The organism is Niallia circulans, assembly GCF_003726095.1.
In the GTDB taxonomy this organism is placed as follows: domain Bacteria; phylum Bacillota; class Bacilli; order Bacillales; family Cytobacillaceae; genus Niallia; species Niallia circulans_A.
The window spans coordinates 2,293,463-2,316,703 of sequence record NZ_CP026031.1 but is presented as its reverse complement, the minus strand read 5'-3'; the positions used below and the strand labels follow the sequence as shown (position 1 = coordinate 2,316,703).

Here is a 23,241-nt window from a genome sequence, read left to right as displayed (position 1 = left end):
AATAAGTAATATAACACCAATAAAGGGGTGTCTCAATAGAAGGAGTTGGCATCACAAGTTTATTAGTAGTAGCTAATTGAAAAAATCTACTAGAAATACTTGTGGAGGTCGAAATCTCTCTGAATGAGACATCCCTTTACATTGGTCTTCAGAAGGGAGCGTTTATAAATGTCATATGTAATAGGGATTGATTTAGGAACAAGTTCCTTAAAGGGATTGTTAGTGGATAAAGAAGGCAAGGTTCTTATCACAAAGAGCTCCGAGTACGAGCTTTTAACTCCACAGCCGAAGTACAGTGAACAGAATCCAAATGTGTGGATAGAAGCATTAGATATTGTACTAAAAGAAATTATTGAGGCATTTCCAGAAGCAGCATCCAAAACGGAAGGAATTAGTTTTTCTGGACAGATGCATAGCTTAGTTTTATTAGATGCAAATGGAAGAGCCCTCAGGAATGCTATCTTATGGAATGATGTAAGAACAAGTAAGCAATGTCAGGAAATAATGGATAGGGCAGGACAAGAAGTTATTAGCATCACGAAGAACAAAGCACTAGAAGGGTTTACCTTGCCTAAGCTGCTTTGGGTAAAAGAAAATGAACCGACTATATGGGAACAGGCAAAGCACTTTTTATTGCCTAAAGATTTTTTAGGATTCTATTTAACTGGTAATAAGCAAATGGAGTATTCAGATGCTGCTGGAACATTAATGCTGAATGTGGAAAAGAAGGTTTGGAGTGAATCAATTGCTGAATTATTTGATCTTCCATTAGGTATTTTTCCTAAGCTTGTTGAGTCCTCTGACAAAATAGGCGTAATGAAAGCAGAACTTGCAAAAAAGTATGGTTTTACAAATGATATTGCTGTATTTTCTGGAGGAGCAGATAATGCCTGTGCAGCAGTTGGTGCAGGAATTGTTAAAGAAGGTATGGGATTAGCTAGTATCGGAACATCAGGCGTATTTCTTTCCTATGAACAAGATGGGAAAGAAGATTATGCAGGGAAAGTTCATTATTTCAATCATGCAATAAAGGATAGTTTTTATTCCATGGGGGTAACATTATCTGCAGGATATAGTTTAAATTGGTTTAAAAATACGTTTGCTTCAGAGAAAAGTTATGATGAGTTACTTTCAAATATTGAAAATATTCCAATCGGTTCAGATGGATTAGTGTTTACTCCTTATATAATGGGAGAAAGAACACCCTATACAGATAGTCAAATAAGAGGCAGTTTTATTGGAATGGACGCTAGACATACAATAGATAACTTTGCACGCGCTGTTGTAGAAGGTATTACTTTTTCATTGAATGATAGTAAGATTTTGATGGAGGAAAATGCGAATAAGCAGTTTACACGCATTGTTTCCGTAGGCGGAGGAGCAAAAAACAGCAAGTGGCTACAAATTCAAGCAGATATTTTTAATACGCCAGTTGTTAATTTAACAGTGGAACAAGGGCCAGGTTTAGGTGCGGCGATGGTTGCTGCAGTTGGGTTAGGGTGGTTTGCAACGATGAATGAGTGTGTGGAAAAGTTTGTTCAATATAAAGAAGAATTTCACCCTATTCCAGAAAATGTGAAAAAATACGAACAAGTATATAATATTTATAAAGAAGTTTATGCGGAGACGAAAGAAACTTCACATAAATTACAAGCGTTAAATGAATTAAAACAAAACTAAATGGTCGGAGTCCAATAGTATATCGAGCTCAGAACAAAGGTTAAAATAATGTGTCTAATTTTTGGGGACACTCCAAAAGCCTGTGGAGTCTTAGGTTTTGCATCCCGCAGGAGTCAGGTGTCCTCCGCTCCATTTTACTCCGTTTTTAAAGATTATTTAGTTTTTAAGCAAACTAAAATTACTAGGAGAAAATGGAGCAGACTGAATAAAAACCCGAATAATTATGAGAAAATCCAATTATATTGGCATTTCCCTCTAATCGTTCGGGTTTATGGTTGGAATAGTTGTTTTACTTTAGTCCATTTTCTAATGTCTGCAGCATTTCTACTTTATCTTCTTCAGAAGAATTTTTCCAAATTACTTCGAATAAAACGCCTAAACCAGGCAGCATTTTTTCTTCTCCGTTTTGGATAGCATCCACGATTGTATCTTTTAATTCATCTTGAGAATTGCCAGAAACATTATGGATTATTGCATTTCGTAAATTTAAATTCATAATAAGCACCTTCTTTCCCATTGTTACCTATCCACATCCAATCACTTATTGAATGATATGGTATAGAGTTTTTGTAAAACATATCTATTTTTATCATTTCACTAATGGCGTTTATTATGTATTTTATTTACGCTATAATAGAGGCAATAGAGATCAATTGGTGATTGTGAAGGAGAATAGCAAGTGAAACACATACTTTCGGTTAAAAATCCACAAATTAAAGAATGGAAAAAACGATTAACAAAAAAGGAAAGAGATAAAACGGGAACGTTTTTGGTGGAAGGCTTTCACCTTGTGGAAGAAGCATTCAAAGCAGATTCTATTATTGATTTAATCGTTTCAGAGGATATCGATGTACCTGCTTGGGATTATGGAGATACTCCGATAACGATCGTTACAAAAGAGATTATTAAGGAGCTTTCAGATACAGAAACACCCCAAGGCATTCTGGCCTTATGTAAGCAGCAAAGCCATCCAGAAATTCTCCCTACAGCGCAAACTTTTATTGCGATTGATCAAGTTCAAGATCCGGGGAATTTGGGAACGATTATCCGAACAGCTGATGCAGCAGGAATCGATGCGGTTATTATCGGAGAAGGAACGGTAGATATATACAATCCAAAGGTAGTTCGATCAGGCCAAGGAAGCCATTTTCACTTGCCAATTATAAAAGCAAATTTAGCATCGTTTATGGATGAATTAAAAGAAAGAAATATTCCCATTTATGGCACTGCCCTTGAAAATGGAAGGGATTATCGGGAGGTAGAAAAAACAGCCACATTTTGTTTAATTGTTGGGAATGAAGGTAATGGTGTAAGGAAAGAAGTATTAAGTAAGACTGATACCAACCTATATATACCAATTTACGGGAAAAGTGAATCTTTAAATGTTGCAGTCGCAGCTGGTATTTTAATGTATTATTTTAAATAATGTGTTGGTAGGCTGGCAAAGGCAAAAAAGGCATTTGAAAACTAATTAGATATATATTATAATTAAAATCAAATTACATGAAAAGACATTGATGGAGAAAAGTAATTGATGATTTTTAATTAAGGGAGAAAATGCCGCAGACTGTAAGCATTTTTATTAAAAACATGAATGAAGTTCACCTCCTGAGTCGGCATCGGGACCATTTTTCTTGTTTAGAAAGATGTAAAGATGTACCGGTATAGACTACCGTTATCCAAATGAAGTGAACTTGTTTTTTTTATACATACAAGTTAATTAGGGTGGTACCGCGACAATAACCTCGTCCCTTTTTGGGGATGGGGTTTTTTTTATGCCAATTTTCATGCGAGAACAAACCATATATAAGGAGGAAATGTAATGGAAGATAAATTAAAAGAATTGCAAGCTGAAGCACTAACACGCATTGAAAGCAGTATTGATATGAAAGAACTAAATGAAATTCGTATCGCATACTTAGGGAAAAAAGGCCCAATTACAGAAGTATTAAAAGGAATGGGCAAACTATCTGCTGAAGAAAGACCAAAGATGGGGGCGTTAGTAAACGTTATTCGTGACGAAATTACAAGCCGCATTGAGGCTAAACAAAAGGCGTTAGAAGAAGCGCTCGTCCAAGAAAAAATTGCTTCTGAAACAATTGATATAACTCTACCTGGTCGTCCTGTTTCTACAGGTAATCATCATCCTCTAACAAGAGTCGTAGAAGAAATTGAAGATTTATTTATTGGAATGGGCTATACCGTTGAAGAAGGCCCCGAAGTGGAAAATGATTACTATAATTTCGAAGCATTGAATCTGCCTAAGGATCACCCAGCAAGAGATATGCAAGATTCATTTTATATTACAGAAGAAACATTGCTTCGAACGCAAACATCACCAATGCAAGCAAGAACATTAGAGAAACATAAAGGGAAAGGTCCAGTGAAGATTATTTGTCCGGGTAAAGTATATCGTCGTGATAATGATGACGCGACACACTCCCATCAATTTATGCAGATTGAAGGACTTGTGGTTGATGAAAACATTCGTATGAGTGATTTAATTGGTACGCTTGAAGTTTTTGCGAAGAAAATGTTTGGGGAAGATAGAGAAATCCGTTTACGCCCAAGCTTTTTCCCATTCACAGAGCCTTCTGTTGAAGTGGATATTTCTTGTTTTATTTGTAAAGGTGCAGGCTGCAGTGTCTGTAAAAAAACAGGCTGGATTGAAATTCTAGGAGCTGGAATGGTTCATCCAAATGTATTGGAAATGTCCGGTTTTGACTCTAAGAAATATTCTGGGTTTGCCTTTGGAATGGGTCCAGAGCGAATTGCGATGTTGAAATATGGAATTGATGATATTCGTCATTTCTATACAAATGATGTACGTTTCTTAAAACAATTTTCAGTACCGGAATATTAAGGGTGGAGGAGAAAAAATGTTAGTATCCTATAATTGGTTAAATGAATATGTAGATTTAAATGGCATAAGTCCTGATGAACTAGCAGAAAAAATTACAAAGAGTGGTATCGAGGTAGAAGGCGTCGAGGTTCTTGATGAAGGAATTAAAAATGTAGTAATCGGTTATGTTGTCGAGCGTGAACAACATCCGAATGCAGACAAATTAAATAAATGTTTAGTCGATGTTGGCGAGGGAGACCCAATCCAAATTATCTGTGGCGCTCCCAATGTAGATAAAGGCCAAAAAGTAGCTGTAGCAAAGGTTGGTGCAGTTCTTCCAGGTAACTTCAAAATTAAAAAAGCGAAGCTACGGGGGGAAGAATCAAACGGGATGATTTGTTCCCTGCAAGAGCTTGGTATCGAAGGAAAAATTGTCGCAAAAGACTATGCGCAAGGAATTTTTGTTTTTCCAAGTGATGTAGAGGTCGGAAAAAACGCATTAGAATATTTACAACGAAATGATGCTGTACTAGAACTGGGGTTAACTCCAAACCGTGCTGATTGCTTAAGCATGCTTGGTGTAGCGTATGAAGTAGCTGCCATTTTAGAAAAAGAAGTAAAACTACCTAATACAGAATATCCAACTATTAACGAAAAAGCATCTGATTATATTAAAGTTTCAGTAGAAGAGAATGCAGATGTACCATTATATACAGCAAGAGTGATTAAGAATATTAAAATCGCTCCATCTCCATTATGGATGCAAGGAAAATTAATGGCTGCAGGAATTCGCCCACATAACAATGTGGTCGACATTACGAACTTTATTTTACTAGAATATGGTCAACCGCTGCATGCTTTTGATTATGATAAAATTGGCTCAAAAGAAATTCTCGTAAGAAGAGCACAAAGTGGTGAAAAGATTACAACACTTGATGAAACAGACAGAACATTATCAGAAGATAATCTACTTATTACGAATGGAAAAGAAGGAATAGCTGTTGCTGGTGTAATGGGTGGTGCGAATTCTGAAGTTCAAGCTGGCACTACTACTGTTTTATTAGAATCGGCTTATTTTGACAGTAAAGTAATTCGCAGATCCTCTAAAGTAATTGGTTTAAGAAGTGAAGCGAGCGCAAGATATGAAAAAGGAATTGATCCAAATCGAGTACGTGAAGCTGCAGATAGAGCTTGTCAATTATTACAATTATATGCTGGCGGAGAAGTGCTTGAAGGGGAAGTCGCAGTTGATACACTAACTGCCGAGCCAAAAGTAGTTTCGATTACGCTCGAAAAAATCAATCAAACATTAGGAACGACATTAGAGACGAATGCAGTAACGGCTATTTTTAATAGTCTTCAATTTGCGACACAAATGGAAGGTGATACATTCATCGTAACTGTGCCAACAAGAAGAAATGATATTGTTATCGAGGCAGATTTAATCGAAGAAGTTGCTCGTCTTTATGGCTATGATAACTTGCCGAAAACATTGCCGATAGGTGCTGCTACACCAGGTTCTTTAACTGCTTATCAGAAAAAACGTCGTATGGCACGAAGATATTTAGAATCGGCTGGGTTATATCAAGCAATTACCTATTCATTAACAAATGAAGCGAAAGTGCATAGCTTTGCTTTAGAGAAAAGAAACCCAATCAACCTTGCAATGCCAATGAGTGAAGAACGTGCATTATTACGTCAAAGCATCGTGCCACAGCTGCTAGAGGTGCTTAAATATAATGCAGCAAGACAAAATGAAAACATAGCTGTTTATGAAACAGGGGTTGTGTTCTTAGCGAATGGAGAGCAGGAGCTTCCTGAGGAAAAAGAACATCTAGCTGGTGCAGTTACAGGCATTTGGAGTATGCACCCATGGCAAGGAGAAAAGAAAACTGTTGATTTCTTTGTTGTAAAAGGTGTATTGGAAGGATTATTCCAAAAGTTAGGTGTTATGGAGCAAATTACATTTGCTAGAGCGAATTTGGATGGTATGCATCCAGAAAGAACGGCTGAAATCGTTCTTAATGGGGAGATCATTGGATTTGTCGGTCAAGTGCATCCGCAAATGCAAAATGATTTAGATTTAAAAGAAACATATTGTTTCGAACTAGACTTAAGTAAGTTATTTGCTGTAGAAGTAGAAGCATTACATTATACGTCCATCCCTCGTTTCCCGTATGTAACAAGAGATATAGCGCTTGTTGTTGAGAAAGACGTGTTAGCTGGTACGCTTCAAGAAGTTATTATTGAAGCTGGCGGAAAGTTATTGAAAGATGTCCAAGTGTTTGATTTATATGAGGGCGAAAAAATGGAAGCAGGCAAAAAATCGATTGCATTCTCTTTAACATATTTTGATCCAGAACAAACATTAACAGATGAAATGATTAGCAAGACCCATGACAAAGTACTTGCTGCAGTAGAAGAAAAAGCTGGTGCTTCGCTAAGAGGCTGAGTCGGATAAAAAAAATCCCAGAGTTCAATTCTGGGATTTTTTTATTGAAGCTGGTATGTGGTGAACACAACAGCCTGAATTCATTTTTTCTTTCCATGGGGCGAATCGGGAGAGAAGCATATAATTACGAAAACGGTTTCGAATGGCAATTCTTATTTATTCACTATTTATGGCGATAATAGTGAATAAATAAATTAAAATTATATGATTTTTTAAAAAAATTCAATAAATTGGTTATTTTTATATTGATTTTTTGAAGTAATGATATTATTATATGTTTTGTAAGCGATTTCTGTAAGTGCTTTCGAAACCGATTTCGTTAAATTGAAATCTATCATTTTTGGGGGTGTTCATTTCTTTATAGAAATCTCATATTTAAGAAAGACTATTAAAATATTAAATAATTTTGGGGGGTTATGATTTTGAAAAGAATGAAAAAGTTTGCTGCCATAGGTTTATCGTCATTGCTTGCACTGTCTTTAGCAGCTTGTAGTGGGAATGATACATCAAGTAAAACAAGTGGTAAAGATGAAAAAATCACGTTGGATTTTTGGACATTTGGTTCGACTGGTTATGAGGATTTAGCAAAAGAATACGAGAAAGAAAACCCAAATATTAAAATTAAAGTAAAGGCATCTGAAACAGCTGATCATCATGATGCGCTTTTTACAGCATTATCTGCGGGTAGCGGTGCACCTGATATTACGATGTTAGAGATTGACCAATTTGACCGTTTTAAAGTAGCTCAAGATCGTTTTGAAAATCTATATGATCTTGGTGCGAAAGATGTGAAAGACCAGTACTTAGAGTGGAAATGGAAGAGTGGAGAAAACCAGGACGGAGATTTCTTATTTGGTCTTCCTACAGATATTGGACCTAAAGGATTGTACTACCGAACTGATGTATTTGAAAAAGCAGGACTTCCAACTGATCCACAGGAAGTAGCCAATCTGATTAATTCACCTGAAGCATTTGAAAAAGCTGGATTACAAGTTAAAGAGAAAACAAAATTGCCATTTGTTGATAGTATTGAAATGGCATATAGAGCTTATCTAGATTCTGCAAAAACAGCTTATTTGACTCCTGATAATAAATTAAATTTAGGAGCAGACAGTGAAGTGAAAAAAGCATATGACTATGCTATTCGCTTAAATGAACTTGGAATTATAGGTAAATATGATATGTGGACTCCAGAGTGGGCAAATGCTGTTAACAAAGGCGAATTTGCGGCAGAGTTAGGAGCAGGATGGTTAAAAGGATGGATGGAAGGAAATGCTCCTGATGCTGTTGGGAAATGGAGAGTTGCTACATTACCAACTGAGTTTGCTGCAAACTGGGGTGGTTCATACATTGCCGTACCATCTGAAACAAAACATTCCCAAGAAGCTTATGATTTTATTGAATGGCTTGTATCACCAGAAAATCAATTGAAATCATTCCAAAGCCATGGATTATTCCCATCTGCTCAATCTGTATATGATATGGAAGAATTTAAAACGAATGCAGATGAATTCTTTGGTGGCCAAGCAACAGCTCCAGTATTTGCAGAAGCTGCAAAGGACATTAGTGGCATAGGATATAAAGGTGAAAAATATGCTTCAATCCATAGCGAAGTATTGAATGCGCTTAAGAATGTCCAAAATAAAGGAGCAGACCCAGAAAAAGAATGGAAAGCTGCCGTGAAGCGCGCAGAAGATTTATTAAGCCGTTAATCTAGCATTTGTTCTATAAAAAACAAAGTTACTAAAATCTACTAACCTTTAAATAATTTGAAAAGTCGGTCGGCTTACATATATGAGCCTTTAGCGAGAAAAAGGTTTGTGGTAAGCCGGCGATACTTCATATATTGGTTTTTGTGAGGAAAATGAATAATGATGGATAGATAGGGAAGTTTGGACGTTTATATGTACCATGCTCCCTCGAATATGAAAAGAGGTGGGGAAATGAATCCTAGCAGTAATAAGGAAACTGTGAACACTGTCAGTAAGAAGCAACCTATTCATAAAAAACAGAAAAAATTTAGGTCGGAGCAAAAAAAGGATATGCTGTCAGGATATTTATATATAGCGCCTTTCTTCATAATTTTTGCCGTTATCGGCTTATATCCTATGCTTTTTAGTATTTACCTAGCCTTCCAAAAATGGAATGGCTTAAGCCCGATGACATTTAACGGACTGGCTAATTTTGAGACTGTACTCACGGATCCTCTATTTTGGAAATCGGTTTATAATACGATAATTATAGGAATTATGGGAACAGCTCCACAGTTAGTCGTCGGTCTTATTTTAGCTTATTTGTTGAATATGGCTTTTCTTAAATTTAAAAGCTTCTTTCGTGTAACAATTTTTATGCCCTATTTAACTTCCATGGTTGCTGTAGCCCTTATCTTTAGTGTGTTATTCAGTAATCATGAATCTTCTTTAGCCAATTATGTATTAACTCATTTCTTTGGACTTGACCCTATCCAATGGGCAGCCTCTGAATGGGGGACGAAAATTGCGATATCCATTATGGTGTTCTGGCGATGGGTAGGATATAACACGATTATCTATCTAGCTGGAATTCAAGGTATACCAAATGATTTATACGAGGCAGCTACCATTGATGGTGCCAATAAATTTCATCAGCTTTTTTACATTACTATCCCAATGATGAAACCATTTATTATTTTAACGGTATTCACTTCAACAGTTGGTGCCATGCAGTTATTCTCTGAACCAACTGTGTTTTTAGGAACTGGTGCTTTCACAAGGGATGAAGCGATGACAATTGTTATGTACCTGTATAGAGATGCATTTAAATTGCAGTCATTTGGAACCGCATCCGCAACTGCAATCATTCTATTGGTCATTATATCATTATTTGCTGTCATAAACTTAAGTTTAACGCAAGGATTTAGAAAGAAAAAGAGAGGTGTGGATCAATGAGGAAGCATGACAAAAGAAACCGGAGAAAGTTTTCCATAGGCAGATTATCCGTTTACTTATTTTTATTTATTGCTGCTATCGTTTCGTTGTTTCCATTTTACTGGATGTTTGTCATGGCAACAAGGCCGAGTGCTGCCTACAATTCCATCCCACCAACTTTAACACCAGGAAATATGCTGGTTGAAAACTTTAAAAAGGTATTAAGTCAAATTGATTTTTTTGGTGGGATGTGGAATTCATTTATACTCTGTTTTGTTGTAACGATCATAGTACTACTCATTAGTTCATTAGCAGGCTTTGCCTTTGCCAAATTTAGATTCCCAGGAAGAAACATTTTTTTCATTGCTATTTTGGTAACCATGATTATTCCACCGCAATTAGGGTTAATCCCACAATACTTCTTAATTTCTAAAATAGGACTTCTAGATACCTTACAAGGAGTTATGATTGTATCCTTTTTAAATCCTTTAGGGATATTTCTAATGCGCCAATATATATCCGAGGGAGTTCCTGATGAATTAATAGAAGCAGCGAAATTAGATGGGTGCTCGAATTTCCGTATCTATTGGGGAATTGTATTACCGATTATCTTACCAGCGTTTGCTACTCTTGGAATTATTGTATTTACTGCTGTTTGGGGAGAGTTCTTATGGCAGTTTACGGTTTTAAGAGATCCAGAAATGTATACCATCCAGGTTGCATTAGCACAGTTGGGCAATACTCATAATATTGATTTCGGTATGATTTTATCTGGTGTGTTCTGGGCAACTGTTCCATTATTAGTCATTTTCTTATTATTTAACCGATTATTTATATCAAGTATTACGGAAGGGTCTGTGAAATAAAGACTATTTCCTGCCATGCTATTGTTTCATTCTCTAACTTTTATTAATCTAATATTAGGAATGAATTTAGACGGAAATAGAAGGGAAAAAACGATGAGTTTAACGATAAAGGACATTGCACAATTGGCAGGGGTATCACCATCAACCGTTTCGAAAGTATTAAATAATTATGGCGAAATAAGTGAGATGACTAGAAAAAAAGTCATGACAGTTATTAATGAAAAGGGCTACGCACCAAATTTTTCGGCTCGGTCACTGGCAACGAAAAAATCAAATCTCATTGGTCTTGTCTATGCAGGTAAAATCAATGTAGACATGACCCATCCATATTTTAATGAAGTTATTTCGACTTTTAAGAAAAATATTGGATTACTTGGATACGATATCTTAATGTTTTCTAATGAACAATTTCAAGGAAGTTATTTAGCAAGATGCAAGCACTTTAATTTGGATGGCTGCTTGATAATTGCAGGTGAAGAAGTAGAGGACGCTACTTTTGAACTTGCTGAGAGCGGTTTTCCTTGTATTGGAATTGATATTGAATTAGTAGGTCCAAAAGCGAGCTACGTCATGACGGACAATGTAAATTTATCAAGGAAAGTAGTAGAGCATTTTTATTTGAATTCTCTTAGAAAAATTGGCTATATTGGCGGGATGAGTGAATCCGTCATTTCTAATTTAAGGTTAAAGGGATTCAAGGATGCGATGAATCAGTTTGGTCTTGAAATCAGGGAAGAGTGGATTCAATATGGAGATTACCATGAAGAGAGTGGTTATATCGCAATGAAGAGAATACTAGAGTTGAAGGATTATCCAGAAGCTATTTTTGCTGCATCCGACTTAATGGCTTTAGGTGCACTAAGAGCTATTAAGGAAGCTGGACTTCATACACCTAGAAACATCCGAATTGTAGGATGTGATGATATTGCTGCTTCCCGCTATAGTGATCCTAAATTGACCACGGTCAAACAGGATAAGGAGAAAATCGGTAAATTATCTGCTTTTATGCTAAATGACTTGATAGAAGGAAAATCAAAATTAAAGCCAGTGTATACAGACTCTAAAATTATTGTAAGGGAAACGTGTGGGACGAACAAAGCCTACAGGTGAGCTCTGGGCTGATTTAGGAGCTTTCTTACATAAATAATAAGACTTGTATGGATGTCAGGAGGTTTTTTGGTGAATTATTATGCAGTATTTGATGTAGGTGGCTCTGCAATAAAATTTTCGCTTATGAATGAATTGGGAAACTTTGTAGAAAAGTCTTCTGTTCCTACTCCAAAAGATGGAATCGATTCTTTCGTGGATACAATCGAAACAGTAGTGAAGAATTTTCAAGAAAAGAATGAGATAATCGGTATCGCCTTAAGTATGCCAGGAGCAGTAGATGTAGAAACAGGATTTATAAAAGGAACCTCAGCTCTGCCATATATTCATGGGCCGAATATAAGGGATGTCATCCAAGAACGGACAAAATTGCTTGTTGAGCTTGAAAATGATGCTAATTGTGCAGGGTTAGCGGAGGGATGGATGGGTGCTGCAAAAAATGTCGATGATTATATTTGTATTGTAATTGGGAGTGGTATTGGTGGTTCTATTTTTCTAGATAAGAAAATTCGTCATGGTAGCCATCTTTTCGGAGCCGAATTTGGTTACATGATTTTAGAGGATTATCTGAATCAGCCGCTAGGGGAATCATGGAGTTCTCTTGCAGCAACTGGAGGTTTAATTAAGCAAGTTGCGAAACGGAAAAACTTGGATCCAATAACTTTGGACGGTCAAATTGTATTTAACATGTCTGATGAAGGCGACTGGGAAGTACAGGAAGAAATAGAAAAATTCATTAAGCGCTTAGCTGTAGGAATTTATAATTTACAATACATTATTGATCCGGAGAAAATTCTAATCGGCGGAGCAATCAGTAAACGCGAAGGGCTTATTGAACAGATTAACGAAAAGCTAAAAATTATGAAGCCAACAGAAGAGTGTTTAAACATTCAAGTTCAGCCATGCCAATTTGGAAATGACTCGAACTTAATTGGAGCTCTATACCATTTCTTACAAAGAAGATCTAGTCCATTAAGTGGTGTATCTAAAGGGAAATAAGTACATCCTCTTTAAAACCTGTATCTGGATAAGAAAGAATAGGGGGAGGTTGCCTTTTAGTGTTTTTTCTCATTCACTTCTATAGCTGGAAGGAATGTCATTTACGTGTTAATTTTTCAGTAGTAATCATTTGATTGTACATAAAAATCATCCTTTCTTTTAATGTTGTTGGTAACTTCATTTTACTCAAAAGGATGATTTTTTTTGTTCCAAAAATCAGCTTTCATTACTTTTTGGACAGCCCCCTACTCACTATGTGAAGCTAGTTTTGTCCCAGTCTGTTTTTTTAATCATAATTATTTCTCTATATCAAAAGTCTTAAGATAGAATCTATTCGAATGACTTCCCTACCAAGAATAGTTCATGATATGATAGAAACTAGGATTCTTTAGATTGGAGGCATGGGCGTGTCAAATACCCCTAAAAATCGTACAAATGTTGATATATATGGAACACAATATACAATAATAGGGAAAGAACCTTCTAACCATGTTAGACTGGTTGCCTCCATAGTTGATGAAAAAATGCGTGAAATTCATGTTTTGAATCCCTCACTTGATACCAATAAACTTGCTGTACTTACCGCAGTAAATATAGTAAACGACTATGTAAAGCTAGAAGATCGAGTGAAAGAATTAGAGGAAGAATTAAAAAGAAGAGAAAAGGACTGACATTGTTCATGTTAGATATTATTTTGGTTATATTGCTGCTTTTTGGTCTTCTTAGAGGACTAAAAAGAGGATTTATTATGCAAATTATACACTTAACAGGATTTATTGTTGCGTTTATTGTTGCTAATAAATATTACATCCCATTATCGCAAAAATTAACACTATGGATTCCATATCCAAATATAGGGGAAAATAGTTTGCTGCAATCTTTTATTCAAACGGCAAATATGGAAGATGTCTTTTACAGAGGGTTCTCCTTTGTGGTGATATTTTTTGTAGTGAAAATTATTTGGCAAATTATTGGAAGTATGATAGATTTTGTTGCTAGTATTCCTATTTTAAAACAGTTAAATACATGGGCTGGTGCGGTCCTAGGATTTGTCGAAACGTATTTGCTATTATTCCTTCTATTATTTATTTCTATTTTAATTCCGGTTGATTTTATTCAATCTCAATTAAATGAATCCTCGGTTGCCGCATGGATGATAGAAAACACTCCATATTTTTCAGAGAAAATAAAAGATTTATGGTTTGATTATATGGCTTCATAGAAAGAGGAAACTCTTCTAGCTTTATATGTAGCTAGAGAGTTTTTTTGTTTAGTTAAACAGGTGCTGCATGATTATTGAATTTATACAGTTCATGGTATGATAGGTAGGATGAGAAGATGAGTTATTTTACATATGTGGGTGATAAAGGATGATTACAAATAAAGATATTATTCGATTATTAGAGCAAATCGCGATATATATGGAGTTGAAAGGAGAAAATCCATTTAAAATATCTGCCTTTCGAAAAGCTGCCAATACGATTGAAACAAGTGAATTAAACTTAACCGAAATAACCGATCTTACGGAACTGCCGGGAATAGGAAAGGGAACAGCAGCTGTTATAGAAGAATATCTAAAAGAAGGTAAGTCGTCTGTTTTACAAGAGTTAAAAGACGAAGTTCCAAAAGGGTTAATACCATTGCTGCAGCTGCCAGGTCTCGGTGGGAAAAAAATTGCAAAATTATATAAAGAGCTATCTGTTGAAAATGCAGAGGATTTAAAAAATGCATGTTTAAAAGGAGAAGTGCAAGCATTAAAAGGTTTTGGCAAAAAGACGGAAGAAAAAATTATGGAAGCCCTTCAAAATGCCGGTTCTCGCCCAGAGCGACTGCCGATTGCATTTATGATTCCGATAGCAGTTTCCATTGAGGAACACCTAGCTAAGATGGCAGGTGTTGTGCAATACTCTAGAGCCGGGAGTTTAAGAAGAGTTAGGGAGACGATTAAAGATTTGGATTTTATTATTGCCACAAAAGATCCTAATCAGGTGAAAGAGCAGTTGATTCAGCTTCCGTCCATAAAAGAAGTAATTGGAGCAGGATTGACAAAAGTTAGTGTAATTCTGGGGCTGGATTATGACGTTTCTATTGACTTTCGGTTAGTGAAACCAGAGGAATTTGCAACAACCTTACATCATTTCACAGGTTCAAAAGAACATAATGTGCGAATGAGACAGCTAGCTAAAGAACGCGGAGAAAAAATAAGCGAGTATGGTGTGGAAAATAATGAAACAGGCGAAATAAAAACCTTTAAGACAGAAGAAGCGTTTTATCATTATTTCGAACTGCCCTTTATTCCTCCTGAAATAAGAGAAGATGGGAAAGAAGTAGAAAATTATTCAGATGATAGTGAGCTTATTTCCTTGGAAGATATTAAAGGAGATTTGCATATGCATACTACTGCGAGTGATGGTGCACATTCATTAGAAGAAATGATAGAAGCAAATCGAAAATTAGGCTATCAATACATGGCTATTACAGACCATTCTCAATATTTAAAGGTTGCCAATGGATTAACACCAGATAGAGTGAGAAAGCAAATCAAAGAAATTAAAAGGTTAAATGCAAAATATGAGGATATAACTATTTTAGCTGGTGCTGAGATGGATATATTACCAGACGGCACACTAGATTATGATGATGAATTATTGAAAGAATTAGATATTGTAATTGCCTCCATCCATTCTGCCTTTTCACAATCGAAAGATAAGATAATGAATAGATTAAAAGCTGCCATGGAAAACAAGTATGTTAATATCATTGCACACCCGACTGGTAGGAAAATTGGCAAAAGAGATGGTTATGATATTGACATGGAAATGCTTATTCAGTTAGCGAAAGAAACGAATACTATCTTGGAATTGAATAGTAATCCTAACCGCTTAGATTTAAATGCAGCACATGTCAAAATGGCCCAGGATGCGGGCGTAAAGATTGTAATTAATACAGATGCTCATTATAAGCATGAGCTTAATAATATGGCTATCGGAGTATCCACCGCGAAAAAGGGCTGGATAAAAAAATCTACTGTATTGAATGCAATGTCCAAAGAAGAATTATTAGCCTTCTTATATAAAGGATGATCAGTATATAGGTAAGTAGTTAGCTTGGAAAACAATGGCTGAAACTCTGCAAGGAAAAGCTGTTTTCGCCTCAGTCCAAGTGTTGAAATGAAAAGCAATCTCTCTGTTGAAAGATAGCTCAACGGAAAAGAACGCTCAAAAAGTCAGAAGAACCATTAAAAAATATGATTAAACCCGAAATGGGGATAGCAAAGGAGATTACTCCATGCAGGAAAGAGTATTTAAAACGTTAGAATTTGATAAAATTAAAGATCAATTAATCGAACATGCATCTTCTTCATTGGGAAGATATAAAGTGGAGGAATTAGTTCCATCTACTGATTATAATGAAGTTGTAAGATGGCAAGAGGAAACAGATGAAGCTGCTAAGGTATATCGCATGCGTGGATCCATCCCTCTTGATGGAATCTATGATATCCGCGCCCATGTGAAAAGATCTTCTATTGGCGGTATGCTTAGCCCATCTGAATTAAATCAGATTGCAAGTACTGTTCATGCTAGTAGACAAATGAAACGATTTATTGAAGAATTTCATGAAGAAGAGCCTATTCCGATACTGTTTACTTTAACAGACAGTATCATGGTGCTTGCTGAAGTAGAAGAAGAAATTAAGATGGCTATTGATGAACAAGGTGCAGTGATGGATAGTGCAAGTGATGCTCTTAGAACGTTAAGAAATCAGCTGCGTAGAAATGAATCAAAAGTACGAGAGAAACTAGAAAGTATGATTCGTTCCTCAAGTGCCCAAAAAATGCTGTCTGACAGTATTATTACAATTAGAAATGATCGGTATGTTATCCCGGTTAAGCAAGAATATCGAGGCAATTATGGGGGGATTGTTCATGACCAAAGTGCCTCTGGGCAAACCCTGTTTATTGAACCACAGTCTGTAGTGACACTAAATAATGAACTTCAAGCTATTCGGGTCAAAGAACAACAAGAAATTGATCGTATCTTAACGCAATTAACTGCACTTGTAGCACAATATGAAGAAGAGCTATTGCATATTGTCACTGTATTAGCAGAAATTGATTTTATGTTTGCAAAAGCAAAATATGCTCACCGCTTAAAAGCATCCAAACCAAAAATTAATAATGAAGGAAAGATTGTTCTTCATAAGGCGAAGCATCCACTTATACCGCCAGAGGTTGTGGTAGCGAATGATATTATTCTTGGGGATTCCTATACATCTATTGTTATTACCGGACCAAATACGGGCGGTAAAACAGTAACTTTAAAAACAGTAGGTCTATGTACTTTAATGGCACAGGCAGGCCTGCAAATACCAGTATTAGACGGTTCAGAAATGGGCGTTTTTAAATCTGTATACGCAGATATAGGGGATGAACAGTCTATTGAACAGTCTTTAAGTACGTTCTCTTCCCATATGGTTAATATTGTTAGTATTCTTGAAAAAGTGGATCATAAAAGTCTTGTTTTATTTGATGAATTAGGAGCTGGTACAGATCCTCAAGAAGGAGCAGCTCTAGCTATTTCAATTCTCGATGAAGTAAATAAACGCGGGGCAAGAGTTATTGCAACTACTCATTATCCGGAGTTAAAGGCTTATGGATATAATCGCGAAGGCGTTGTAAATGCAAGTGTGGAATTTGATATTGAAACATTAAGTCCAACCTATCGATTACTCATTGGAGTCCCGGGAAGAAGTAATGCCTTTGAAATTAGTAAGCGCTTGGGTTTAAAGGAAGATGTGATTAATACAGCTCGGTCACATGTAAGCGAGGATAGTAATAAAATCGAGAATATGATTGCCTCTCTGGAGAATAGTCGTAAGCAAGCAGAAAGAGAGCATGAAGAAGCGAAAGATCTATTAAAACAAGCGGAAATGCTTCATCGTGATTTACAGAAACAAGTAATGGAATATTACGAGAAGAAAGAAACACTGCAAGAAAAAGCAAAAAGAGAAGCGAAAGAAATTATCGAAAATGCTAAAAAAGAAGCCGAAGCGGTTATTGGCGATTTACGAAAAATGCAGCTCGAAAAACGAGCAGAAGTAAAAGAACATGAACTAATTGATGCAAGAAAACGTTTAGATGATGCAACACCACAAATAGAAAGACAAAAACAACCAGCTGCATCGAAGACGAACCATGTTTATCAGCCTGGCGATGAAGTGAAGGTTCTAACCTTTAATCAAAAAGGCCAATTACTAGAAAAAGTTTCCGACAAAGAATGGCAAGTCCAAATTGGTATTATGAAAATGAAGGTCAAAGAAAAAGATCTTGAATTCATCAAAGCGCCTAAGGTAGTAGAAACAAAACCACTAACTACGATAAAAGGAAAAGACTATCACGTTAGCTTGGAGTTAGACCTACGTGGCGAAAGATTTGAAAATGCTCTTGCTCGAGTAGAAAAGTATATAGATGATAGCTTGCTTGCTGGCTATCCGCGAGTCTCCATTATTCATGGGAAAGGAACAGGAGCCCTCCGTTCAGGTGTTCAAGAGTATTTGAAAAATCATCGCGCAGTAAAAAGGATTCGTTTTGGCGAAGCAGGAGAAGGCGGCAGCGGCGTAACGGTTGTCGAATTTAAATAAATATTCTTTTGGAGAATAATGGTAGAGGAGAAACCTTATGGCACAATTTTGGGAAAATGAATATGTAAAAACGGCCGGCGATTATAGTGTTGTTATTCTAAGCCTTGTTGTATTTTTAGCTATATTTGAACTTGTAACAAAATATAATAATTGGGATGAAATAAAAAATGGGAATCTAGCAGTTGCGATGGCGACAGGCGGAAAAATCTTTGGAATAGCGAATATTTTCAGCCATTCAATTATGCAAAATGATTCTTTACTGAAAATGATTATCTGGGGTGTATATGGTTTTGTCCTATTGTTAATTGGTTATTTCATCTTTGAATTTTTAACCCCTAAATTTAATATTGACGATGAAATAAAAAATGATAATCGAGCAGTCGGCTTTATTTCTATGATTATTTCTGTTGGTTTATCTTTTGTAATTGGTGCAGGTATCTCTTAATAAATATAGTATTTTAAAGGAAGGTTGGACGTAAATATTCAAAGCCAAAAAGCCAAACAAATCACATTCGCATGATTGTTTGGCTTTTTTAGTTACTATTAAAAAGGCTGTTTTTATGCGGAATTGTGTCAATTAAAGGGAAAGTAGGCTTATACATAATCCAATGAATATGTTCCTCCATATAATAAGCTAGTACAACAATAGAATTAAATGGAGGAATTGTGTTGGAAACAGAGAAAAGATGGTTAAAACTTTATCCTGAACAAATTGCCAAAAATGTTTATTATCGTGCAGATACTCTCCCACAATTATTAAAATACGCGGCAAATGAGTATCCAAAACATAAAGCTATTCATTTTATGGGAAAAGAAATGACGTTTAAAACACTTTATAAGAAAACATTGCAATTTGCAGCTTATTTACAGCACTTAGGTGTAAAAAAAGGGGACAGGGTTGCAGTAATGCTGCCGAATATTCCACAAACAGTTATTAGTTTCTATGCAATCTTGCAGGCGGGAGCTATCGCTGTACCAGTAAATCCGCTTTATCAAGAGCGAGAAATAGAATTTATTATGAAAGATTCAGGGGCGAAAGTAATTATAACATTAGATATGCTCTACAATAGAGTGGAAAGAGTAATGAAGCAAACAGATCTTGAACAAATTATTGTTACATCTATTAAAGATTATCTCCCATTTCCCAAAAATATTGTCTATCCATTCATTCAAGCGAAAGAGCAAGGAAAACCTCCAACAATTTCATCATCAAACTCTACTCATCTATTTATCCAAACATTAAAGTCCAAAGAATCAGTACTAAAGGAAGTACCGATAAATTTTGAAGAAGATATAGCGATTCTACAATACACTGGCGGAACGACAGGTTTTCCAAAGGGAGTTATTCTCACCCATCAAAATTTAGTAGCCAATACTTCTATGTGCAGACAATGGCTATATAAGATGGAAAAGGGAAAAGAAAAAATGCTTGCCGTCATGCCATTATTCCATGTGTATGGGCTTATGACAGTTCTTGTATTATCAGTAATGGAAGTATATAAAATGATTCTTGTTCCGAAATTTGATGCGAGTGGTTTGTTAAAAACAATCCATAAACAAAAGCCAACTGTCTTTCCAGGAGCACCTACTATCTACATTGGTTTAATGAATCATCCAGACATAAGCCAATACGATCTTTCCTCGATTAAAGGAGCGATTAGTGGTTCTGCTCCATTACCAGTTGAGGTTATTGAGAAATTTGAGGAGAAGACAGGCGGGAAAATAGTAGAGGGCTATGGATTAACGGAAACTTCTCCTGTTACCCACGTGAATTTTCTTTGGGACAATGAAATTGTAAAAGGAAGTATTGGTGTTCCTTGGCCAGGGACTGATGCAGCTATTTTTTCATTAGAGTCAGGTGAAATATTGCCAGTGGGAGAAGTTGGTGAGCTTGCAATTAAGGGGCCGCAAGTAATGAAAGGATATTGGAACAATGAAGAAGAAACCAATAAGGTTTTAAAAGATGGCTGGTTACTAACTGGTGATATCGCATATATGGATGAGAAAGGGTATTTTTATATCGTCGATCGGAAAAAGGACATTATCATTGCAGGCGGCTTTAATATCTATCCTCGTGAAATTGAAGAAGTTTTGTATGAGCACCCAGCTGTTATGGAAGCATCAGTTGTGGGAGTGAAGGATTCTTATAGGGGAGAGACAGTGAAAGCATTTATTGTATTGCGCGAAGGAATGACGGTTACAGAAGAAGAACTGAATCAGTTTATGCGTAGGAAATTGGCATCTTTTAAAGTACCTCGTATTTATGAATTTAGAGAAGAACTTCCGAAAACGGCAGTAGGAAAAGTATTAAGAAGACAATTGAAGAAAGAAAGTGAAGAAGAAAATGAGTAATAAAGCATTGCAGATTGTGGTTTTATTATCGAGAACCGTTTCTCCTGAAGCTTCCCTCGTACTTGAAGCAGAACAACCATTGGTAGAAGAAAAAGAGTTTATCATCAATCCGCCAGATGCGATAAGTTTAGAAGAAGCCCTTCAATTAAAAGAAAAATATGGTGGGCGTATAACGGTGCTGATGGTAAGTAAAAAAGAAGGAGAAAAGCAATTGAGAACAGCTTTAGCTATGGGAGCAGATCAAGCTGTTTTAATAGAATCTAATCCTAATGAAGATCATCCAGCTCATATAGCTAAAAAGATACAGGAATATTTGCAGAATATAGACTACGATGTTCTATTAGCAGGAGATTTTTCTACAGATGGAGCAACAAGTCAAGTAGGTCCTAGGGTTGCTGCTTTATTAGATATTCCCTACTTTGTGAAAGCAATTCGAATCGAACAAGAGGAAAAACATGCAAGAATTATAAGAAATGCAGATGGAGACATCGAAACATATCGAGTTCCGTTTCCTTTTTTAGCTACCATTCCACAAAGTTTACATGTTCCAAGATTGCCATCACTTGCTGGAATCATGAAAGCAAAAAAGAAGCCTTTTCGAATCATCCAGTTAAAGGACAGTCGAGCAAAAAAAACGCTCAACCACTATTCGTATCCACAATTAAATCGTAAACAAATAATGTTGCAAGGGGAAATAAAAGATCAAGTTGCTTCATTATCCAAATTATTAAAGTCATAGTAATGGAGGAGTTAATATGAAGGGAAAAATCGTTGTGTTGGGAGAACATCAAGAAGGAAAACTTGCCTCCATTACCCTTGAATGTATTTCAGCAGCAAAGGAATTACAAACGGAGGCAGAAACGATTCTCTTGCTAATGGGAGAGGATATGAGAAAGAACGCATCTGAATGGGATGAAACGGATGTCGATCAAATCATTATCGTGGAACATCCTTTGTTAGCTAGATTTTCGAATGAATCATATATAAAAGCCCTCTTATCTGTTTGGGAACAACTTGAACCCTCTATTCTTTTATGTGGACATAATGATATCGGCAGATCCATCTTCCCGTATTTAAGTGAGAAATGGAATCTATCCTTATTTTCAAATATAGAGAGTTTTGTCTTTCATGATAATAAACTGTCTATAACTCGGTCTGCTTATTCTGGAAAATTAACGGAACGGACAGAAGTTGAAGATTCTTCTTTTCTTATGACAATAAAGCCCAAAAAATGGATGACTCTCCCAAAGAAAGAGAAAACAAAACCGAATGTTCGTTCTTTGAAAGTAAATATCGATAAGCCAGTAGCTACTTTAATTGGACTCGAACAAAAAAGAGAAAAGGCAGCTGGCTTAGTAGATGCAAAAATTATTGTTGGCGCTGGAAGAGGCATTCAAAACGAAGAGGGATTTGCACTAGTGAAGAAATTAGCTGACACTCTTGGCGGAACAGTTGGTGTTTCCAGAGGTGCAGTAGAATTAGGAGTATGTGATGCTTCTATTCAGCTTGGTCAGACAGGAAAAACCGTGGCTCCAGATATATATATCGCCTGCGGAATATCAGGGGCTATTCAACATCTTGTTGGCGTAACATCTGCTAAAACCATTATCGCTATTAATAAAGATCCAAATGCTCCCATTTTTGAAGTAGCTGATTATGGGATTGTAGGAGATATTTTTGAAATAATACCTTCTTTATTAAAAGAATGGGAATGATCTAATTATGGGTGAATGTATTAGCTGATAGTAGGGGAAAATGATATTTGAAACATATTATTAGTATCATCTAAGAAACCATGGTATACTTTCGATATTGTTAGTTTATCAAATAAGGAGGCAAATTATAAATGGCCATTACACATGCAACAGATCAAACATTCCAAGAAGAAACAGGTTCAGGTGTAGTATTAGTAGATTTCTGGGCACCATGGTGCGGACCTTGTAAAATGATCGCTCCAGTTCTTGAAGAACTTGATGGCGAAATGGGAGATAGTGTAAAAATCGTTAAAGTAGATGTAGATGAAAACCAAGGATCAGCATCTAAATTTGGCGTAATGAGCATCCCAACTTTACTTGTTCTTAAAGACGGTGAAGTAGTAGATAAAGTAGTTGGATTCCAACCAAAAGAAGCTCTTTCTGAACTATTAGCTAAACATGTTTAATGAAACTCTTTCATTTTTGAAAGAAAAAGACCTGTAGACACCACTAGTGTCTGCAGGTTTTTTTATGGAGAAAAAATAAACTTGCTGGTAGAAATGGAAAATATAATCATAATTCGATAAAAGCCGTTATAACAAAACATCGCAATAAAATCATTCCCCCTCTTTTCTCCTTATTTTTCATATAACAATAAACCGTTTTCCCTAAAATATTCCCATTCCATACTTTTTCCTTGATG

The 23,241-nt window shown here is 36.0% G+C and carries 19 protein-coding genes and 1 other annotated feature; of the genes, 18 read left to right on the top strand and 1 reads right to left on the bottom strand.

Going from position 1 to position 23,241, the window contains the following annotated elements:
* Positions 1-168 precede the first annotated feature (168 nt).
* Positions 169-1,680 (top strand): xylulokinase, encoded by a 1,512-nt coding sequence (gene xylB / locus C2I06_RS11295; protein ID WP_123258069.1) that lies wholly within the window; start codon positions 169-171, stop codon positions 1,678-1,680.
* Between the two features lie 289 nt (positions 1,681-1,969).
* Here xylB and sspI read toward each other — a convergent pair whose 3' ends face one another.
* Positions 1,970-2,176, bottom strand: coding sequence for a small acid-soluble spore protein SspI (gene sspI, locus C2I06_RS11290; protein ID WP_047941909.1), 207 nt, complete (start codon positions 2,174-2,176; stop codon positions 1,970-1,972).
* A gap of 183 nt (positions 2,177-2,359) precedes the next feature.
* Here sspI and C2I06_RS11285 point away from each other — a divergent pair, with 183 nt between their 5' ends.
* The 17 genes from C2I06_RS11285 to trxA all read left to right on the top strand — a co-directional run bounded on the left by C2I06_RS11285 (position 2,360) and on the right by trxA (position 23,005).
* Positions 2,360-3,106, top strand: a complete 747-nt coding sequence (locus C2I06_RS11285; RefSeq protein ID WP_095331470.1) for a TrmH family RNA methyltransferase — start codon at positions 2,360-2,362, stop codon at positions 3,104-3,106.
* A 79-nt stretch (positions 3,107-3,185) separates the two neighbouring features.
* Positions 3,186-3,436 (top strand) — a binding site (T-box leader).
* Positions 3,437-3,502: 66 nt separating this feature from the next.
* Positions 3,503-4,543, top strand: a complete 1,041-nt coding sequence (gene pheS / locus C2I06_RS11280) for a phenylalanine--tRNA ligase subunit alpha (RefSeq protein ID WP_095331472.1) — start codon at positions 3,503-3,505, stop codon at positions 4,541-4,543.
* 16 nt (positions 4,544-4,559) lie between these two features.
* Entirely contained in the window at positions 4,560-6,974 is a 2,415-nt protein-coding gene (pheT, locus tag C2I06_RS11275; RefSeq protein ID WP_123258068.1) for a phenylalanine--tRNA ligase subunit beta, read from the top strand.
* 431 nt (positions 6,975-7,405) lie between these two features.
* Complete coding sequence (locus C2I06_RS11270; protein ID WP_095331513.1) at positions 7,406-8,686, top strand: ABC transporter substrate-binding protein; 1,281 nt, start codon at positions 7,406-7,408, stop codon at positions 8,684-8,686.
* Positions 8,687-8,917: 231 nt separating this feature from the next.
* On the top strand, positions 8,918-9,901 hold the full coding sequence (locus C2I06_RS11265) for a carbohydrate ABC transporter permease (protein WP_235850296.1): 984 nt from the start codon (positions 8,918-8,920) through the stop codon (positions 9,899-9,901).
* Entirely contained in the window at positions 9,898-10,746 is an 849-nt protein-coding gene (locus C2I06_RS11260) for a carbohydrate ABC transporter permease (protein ID WP_095331478.1), read from the top strand. The genes C2I06_RS11265 and C2I06_RS11260 overlap by 4 nt, the downstream gene beginning before the upstream one ends.
* Positions 10,747-10,839: 93 nt before the next feature.
* Positions 10,840-11,856 carry a LacI family DNA-binding transcriptional regulator gene (locus C2I06_RS11255; RefSeq protein ID WP_123258067.1) on the top strand — a complete coding sequence of 339 codons (1,017 nt, stop codon included), beginning with the start codon at positions 10,840-10,842 and terminating at the stop codon, positions 11,854-11,856.
* A gap of 69 nt (positions 11,857-11,925) precedes the next feature.
* A complete protein-coding gene (locus C2I06_RS11250) occupies positions 11,926-12,852 on the top strand; it encodes an ROK family protein (protein WP_095331482.1) in 927 nt (308 codons plus the stop codon).
* 407 nt (positions 12,853-13,259) lie between these two features.
* Positions 13,260-13,523, top strand: coding sequence for a cell division protein ZapA (gene zapA, locus C2I06_RS11245; RefSeq protein WP_047941918.1), 264 nt, complete (start codon positions 13,260-13,262; stop codon positions 13,521-13,523).
* Positions 13,524-13,531: 8 nt separating this feature from the next.
* Complete coding sequence (locus tag C2I06_RS11240; protein ID WP_095331483.1) at positions 13,532-14,074, top strand: CvpA family protein; 543 nt, start codon at positions 13,532-13,534, stop codon at positions 14,072-14,074.
* Positions 14,075-14,222: 148 nt separating this feature from the next.
* Positions 14,223-15,935: a DNA polymerase/3'-5' exonuclease PolX gene (gene polX / locus C2I06_RS11235; protein ID WP_095331484.1), complete on the top strand. Its 1,713-nt coding sequence runs from the start codon at positions 14,223-14,225 to the stop codon at positions 15,933-15,935.
* 205 nt (positions 15,936-16,140) lie between these two features.
* Positions 16,141-18,492: an endonuclease MutS2 gene (locus C2I06_RS11230; protein ID WP_123258066.1), complete on the top strand. Its 2,352-nt coding sequence runs from the start codon at positions 16,141-16,143 to the stop codon at positions 18,490-18,492.
* A 37-nt stretch (positions 18,493-18,529) separates the two neighbouring features.
* A complete protein-coding gene (locus C2I06_RS11225; protein WP_095331487.1) occupies positions 18,530-18,937 on the top strand; it encodes a DUF350 domain-containing protein in 408 nt (135 codons plus the stop codon).
* A 224-nt stretch (positions 18,938-19,161) separates the two neighbouring features.
* Positions 19,162-20,844: a long-chain-fatty-acid--CoA ligase gene (locus tag C2I06_RS11220; RefSeq protein ID WP_095331489.1), complete on the top strand. Its 1,683-nt coding sequence runs from the start codon at positions 19,162-19,164 to the stop codon at positions 20,842-20,844.
* On the top strand, positions 20,837-21,583 hold the full coding sequence (locus tag C2I06_RS11215; RefSeq protein WP_123258065.1) for an electron transfer flavoprotein subunit beta/FixA family protein: 747 nt from the start codon (positions 20,837-20,839) through the stop codon (positions 21,581-21,583). The genes C2I06_RS11220 and C2I06_RS11215 overlap by 8 nt, the downstream gene beginning before the upstream one ends.
* Positions 21,584-21,599: 16 nt before the next feature.
* Positions 21,600-22,559: an electron transfer flavoprotein subunit alpha/FixB family protein gene (locus tag C2I06_RS11210; RefSeq protein WP_123258064.1), complete on the top strand. Its 960-nt coding sequence runs from the start codon at positions 21,600-21,602 to the stop codon at positions 22,557-22,559.
* A 131-nt stretch (positions 22,560-22,690) separates the two neighbouring features.
* Entirely contained in the window at positions 22,691-23,005 is a 315-nt protein-coding gene (trxA, locus tag C2I06_RS11205; RefSeq protein ID WP_047941926.1) for a thioredoxin, read from the top strand.
* Positions 23,006-23,241: the final 236 nt, after the last annotated feature.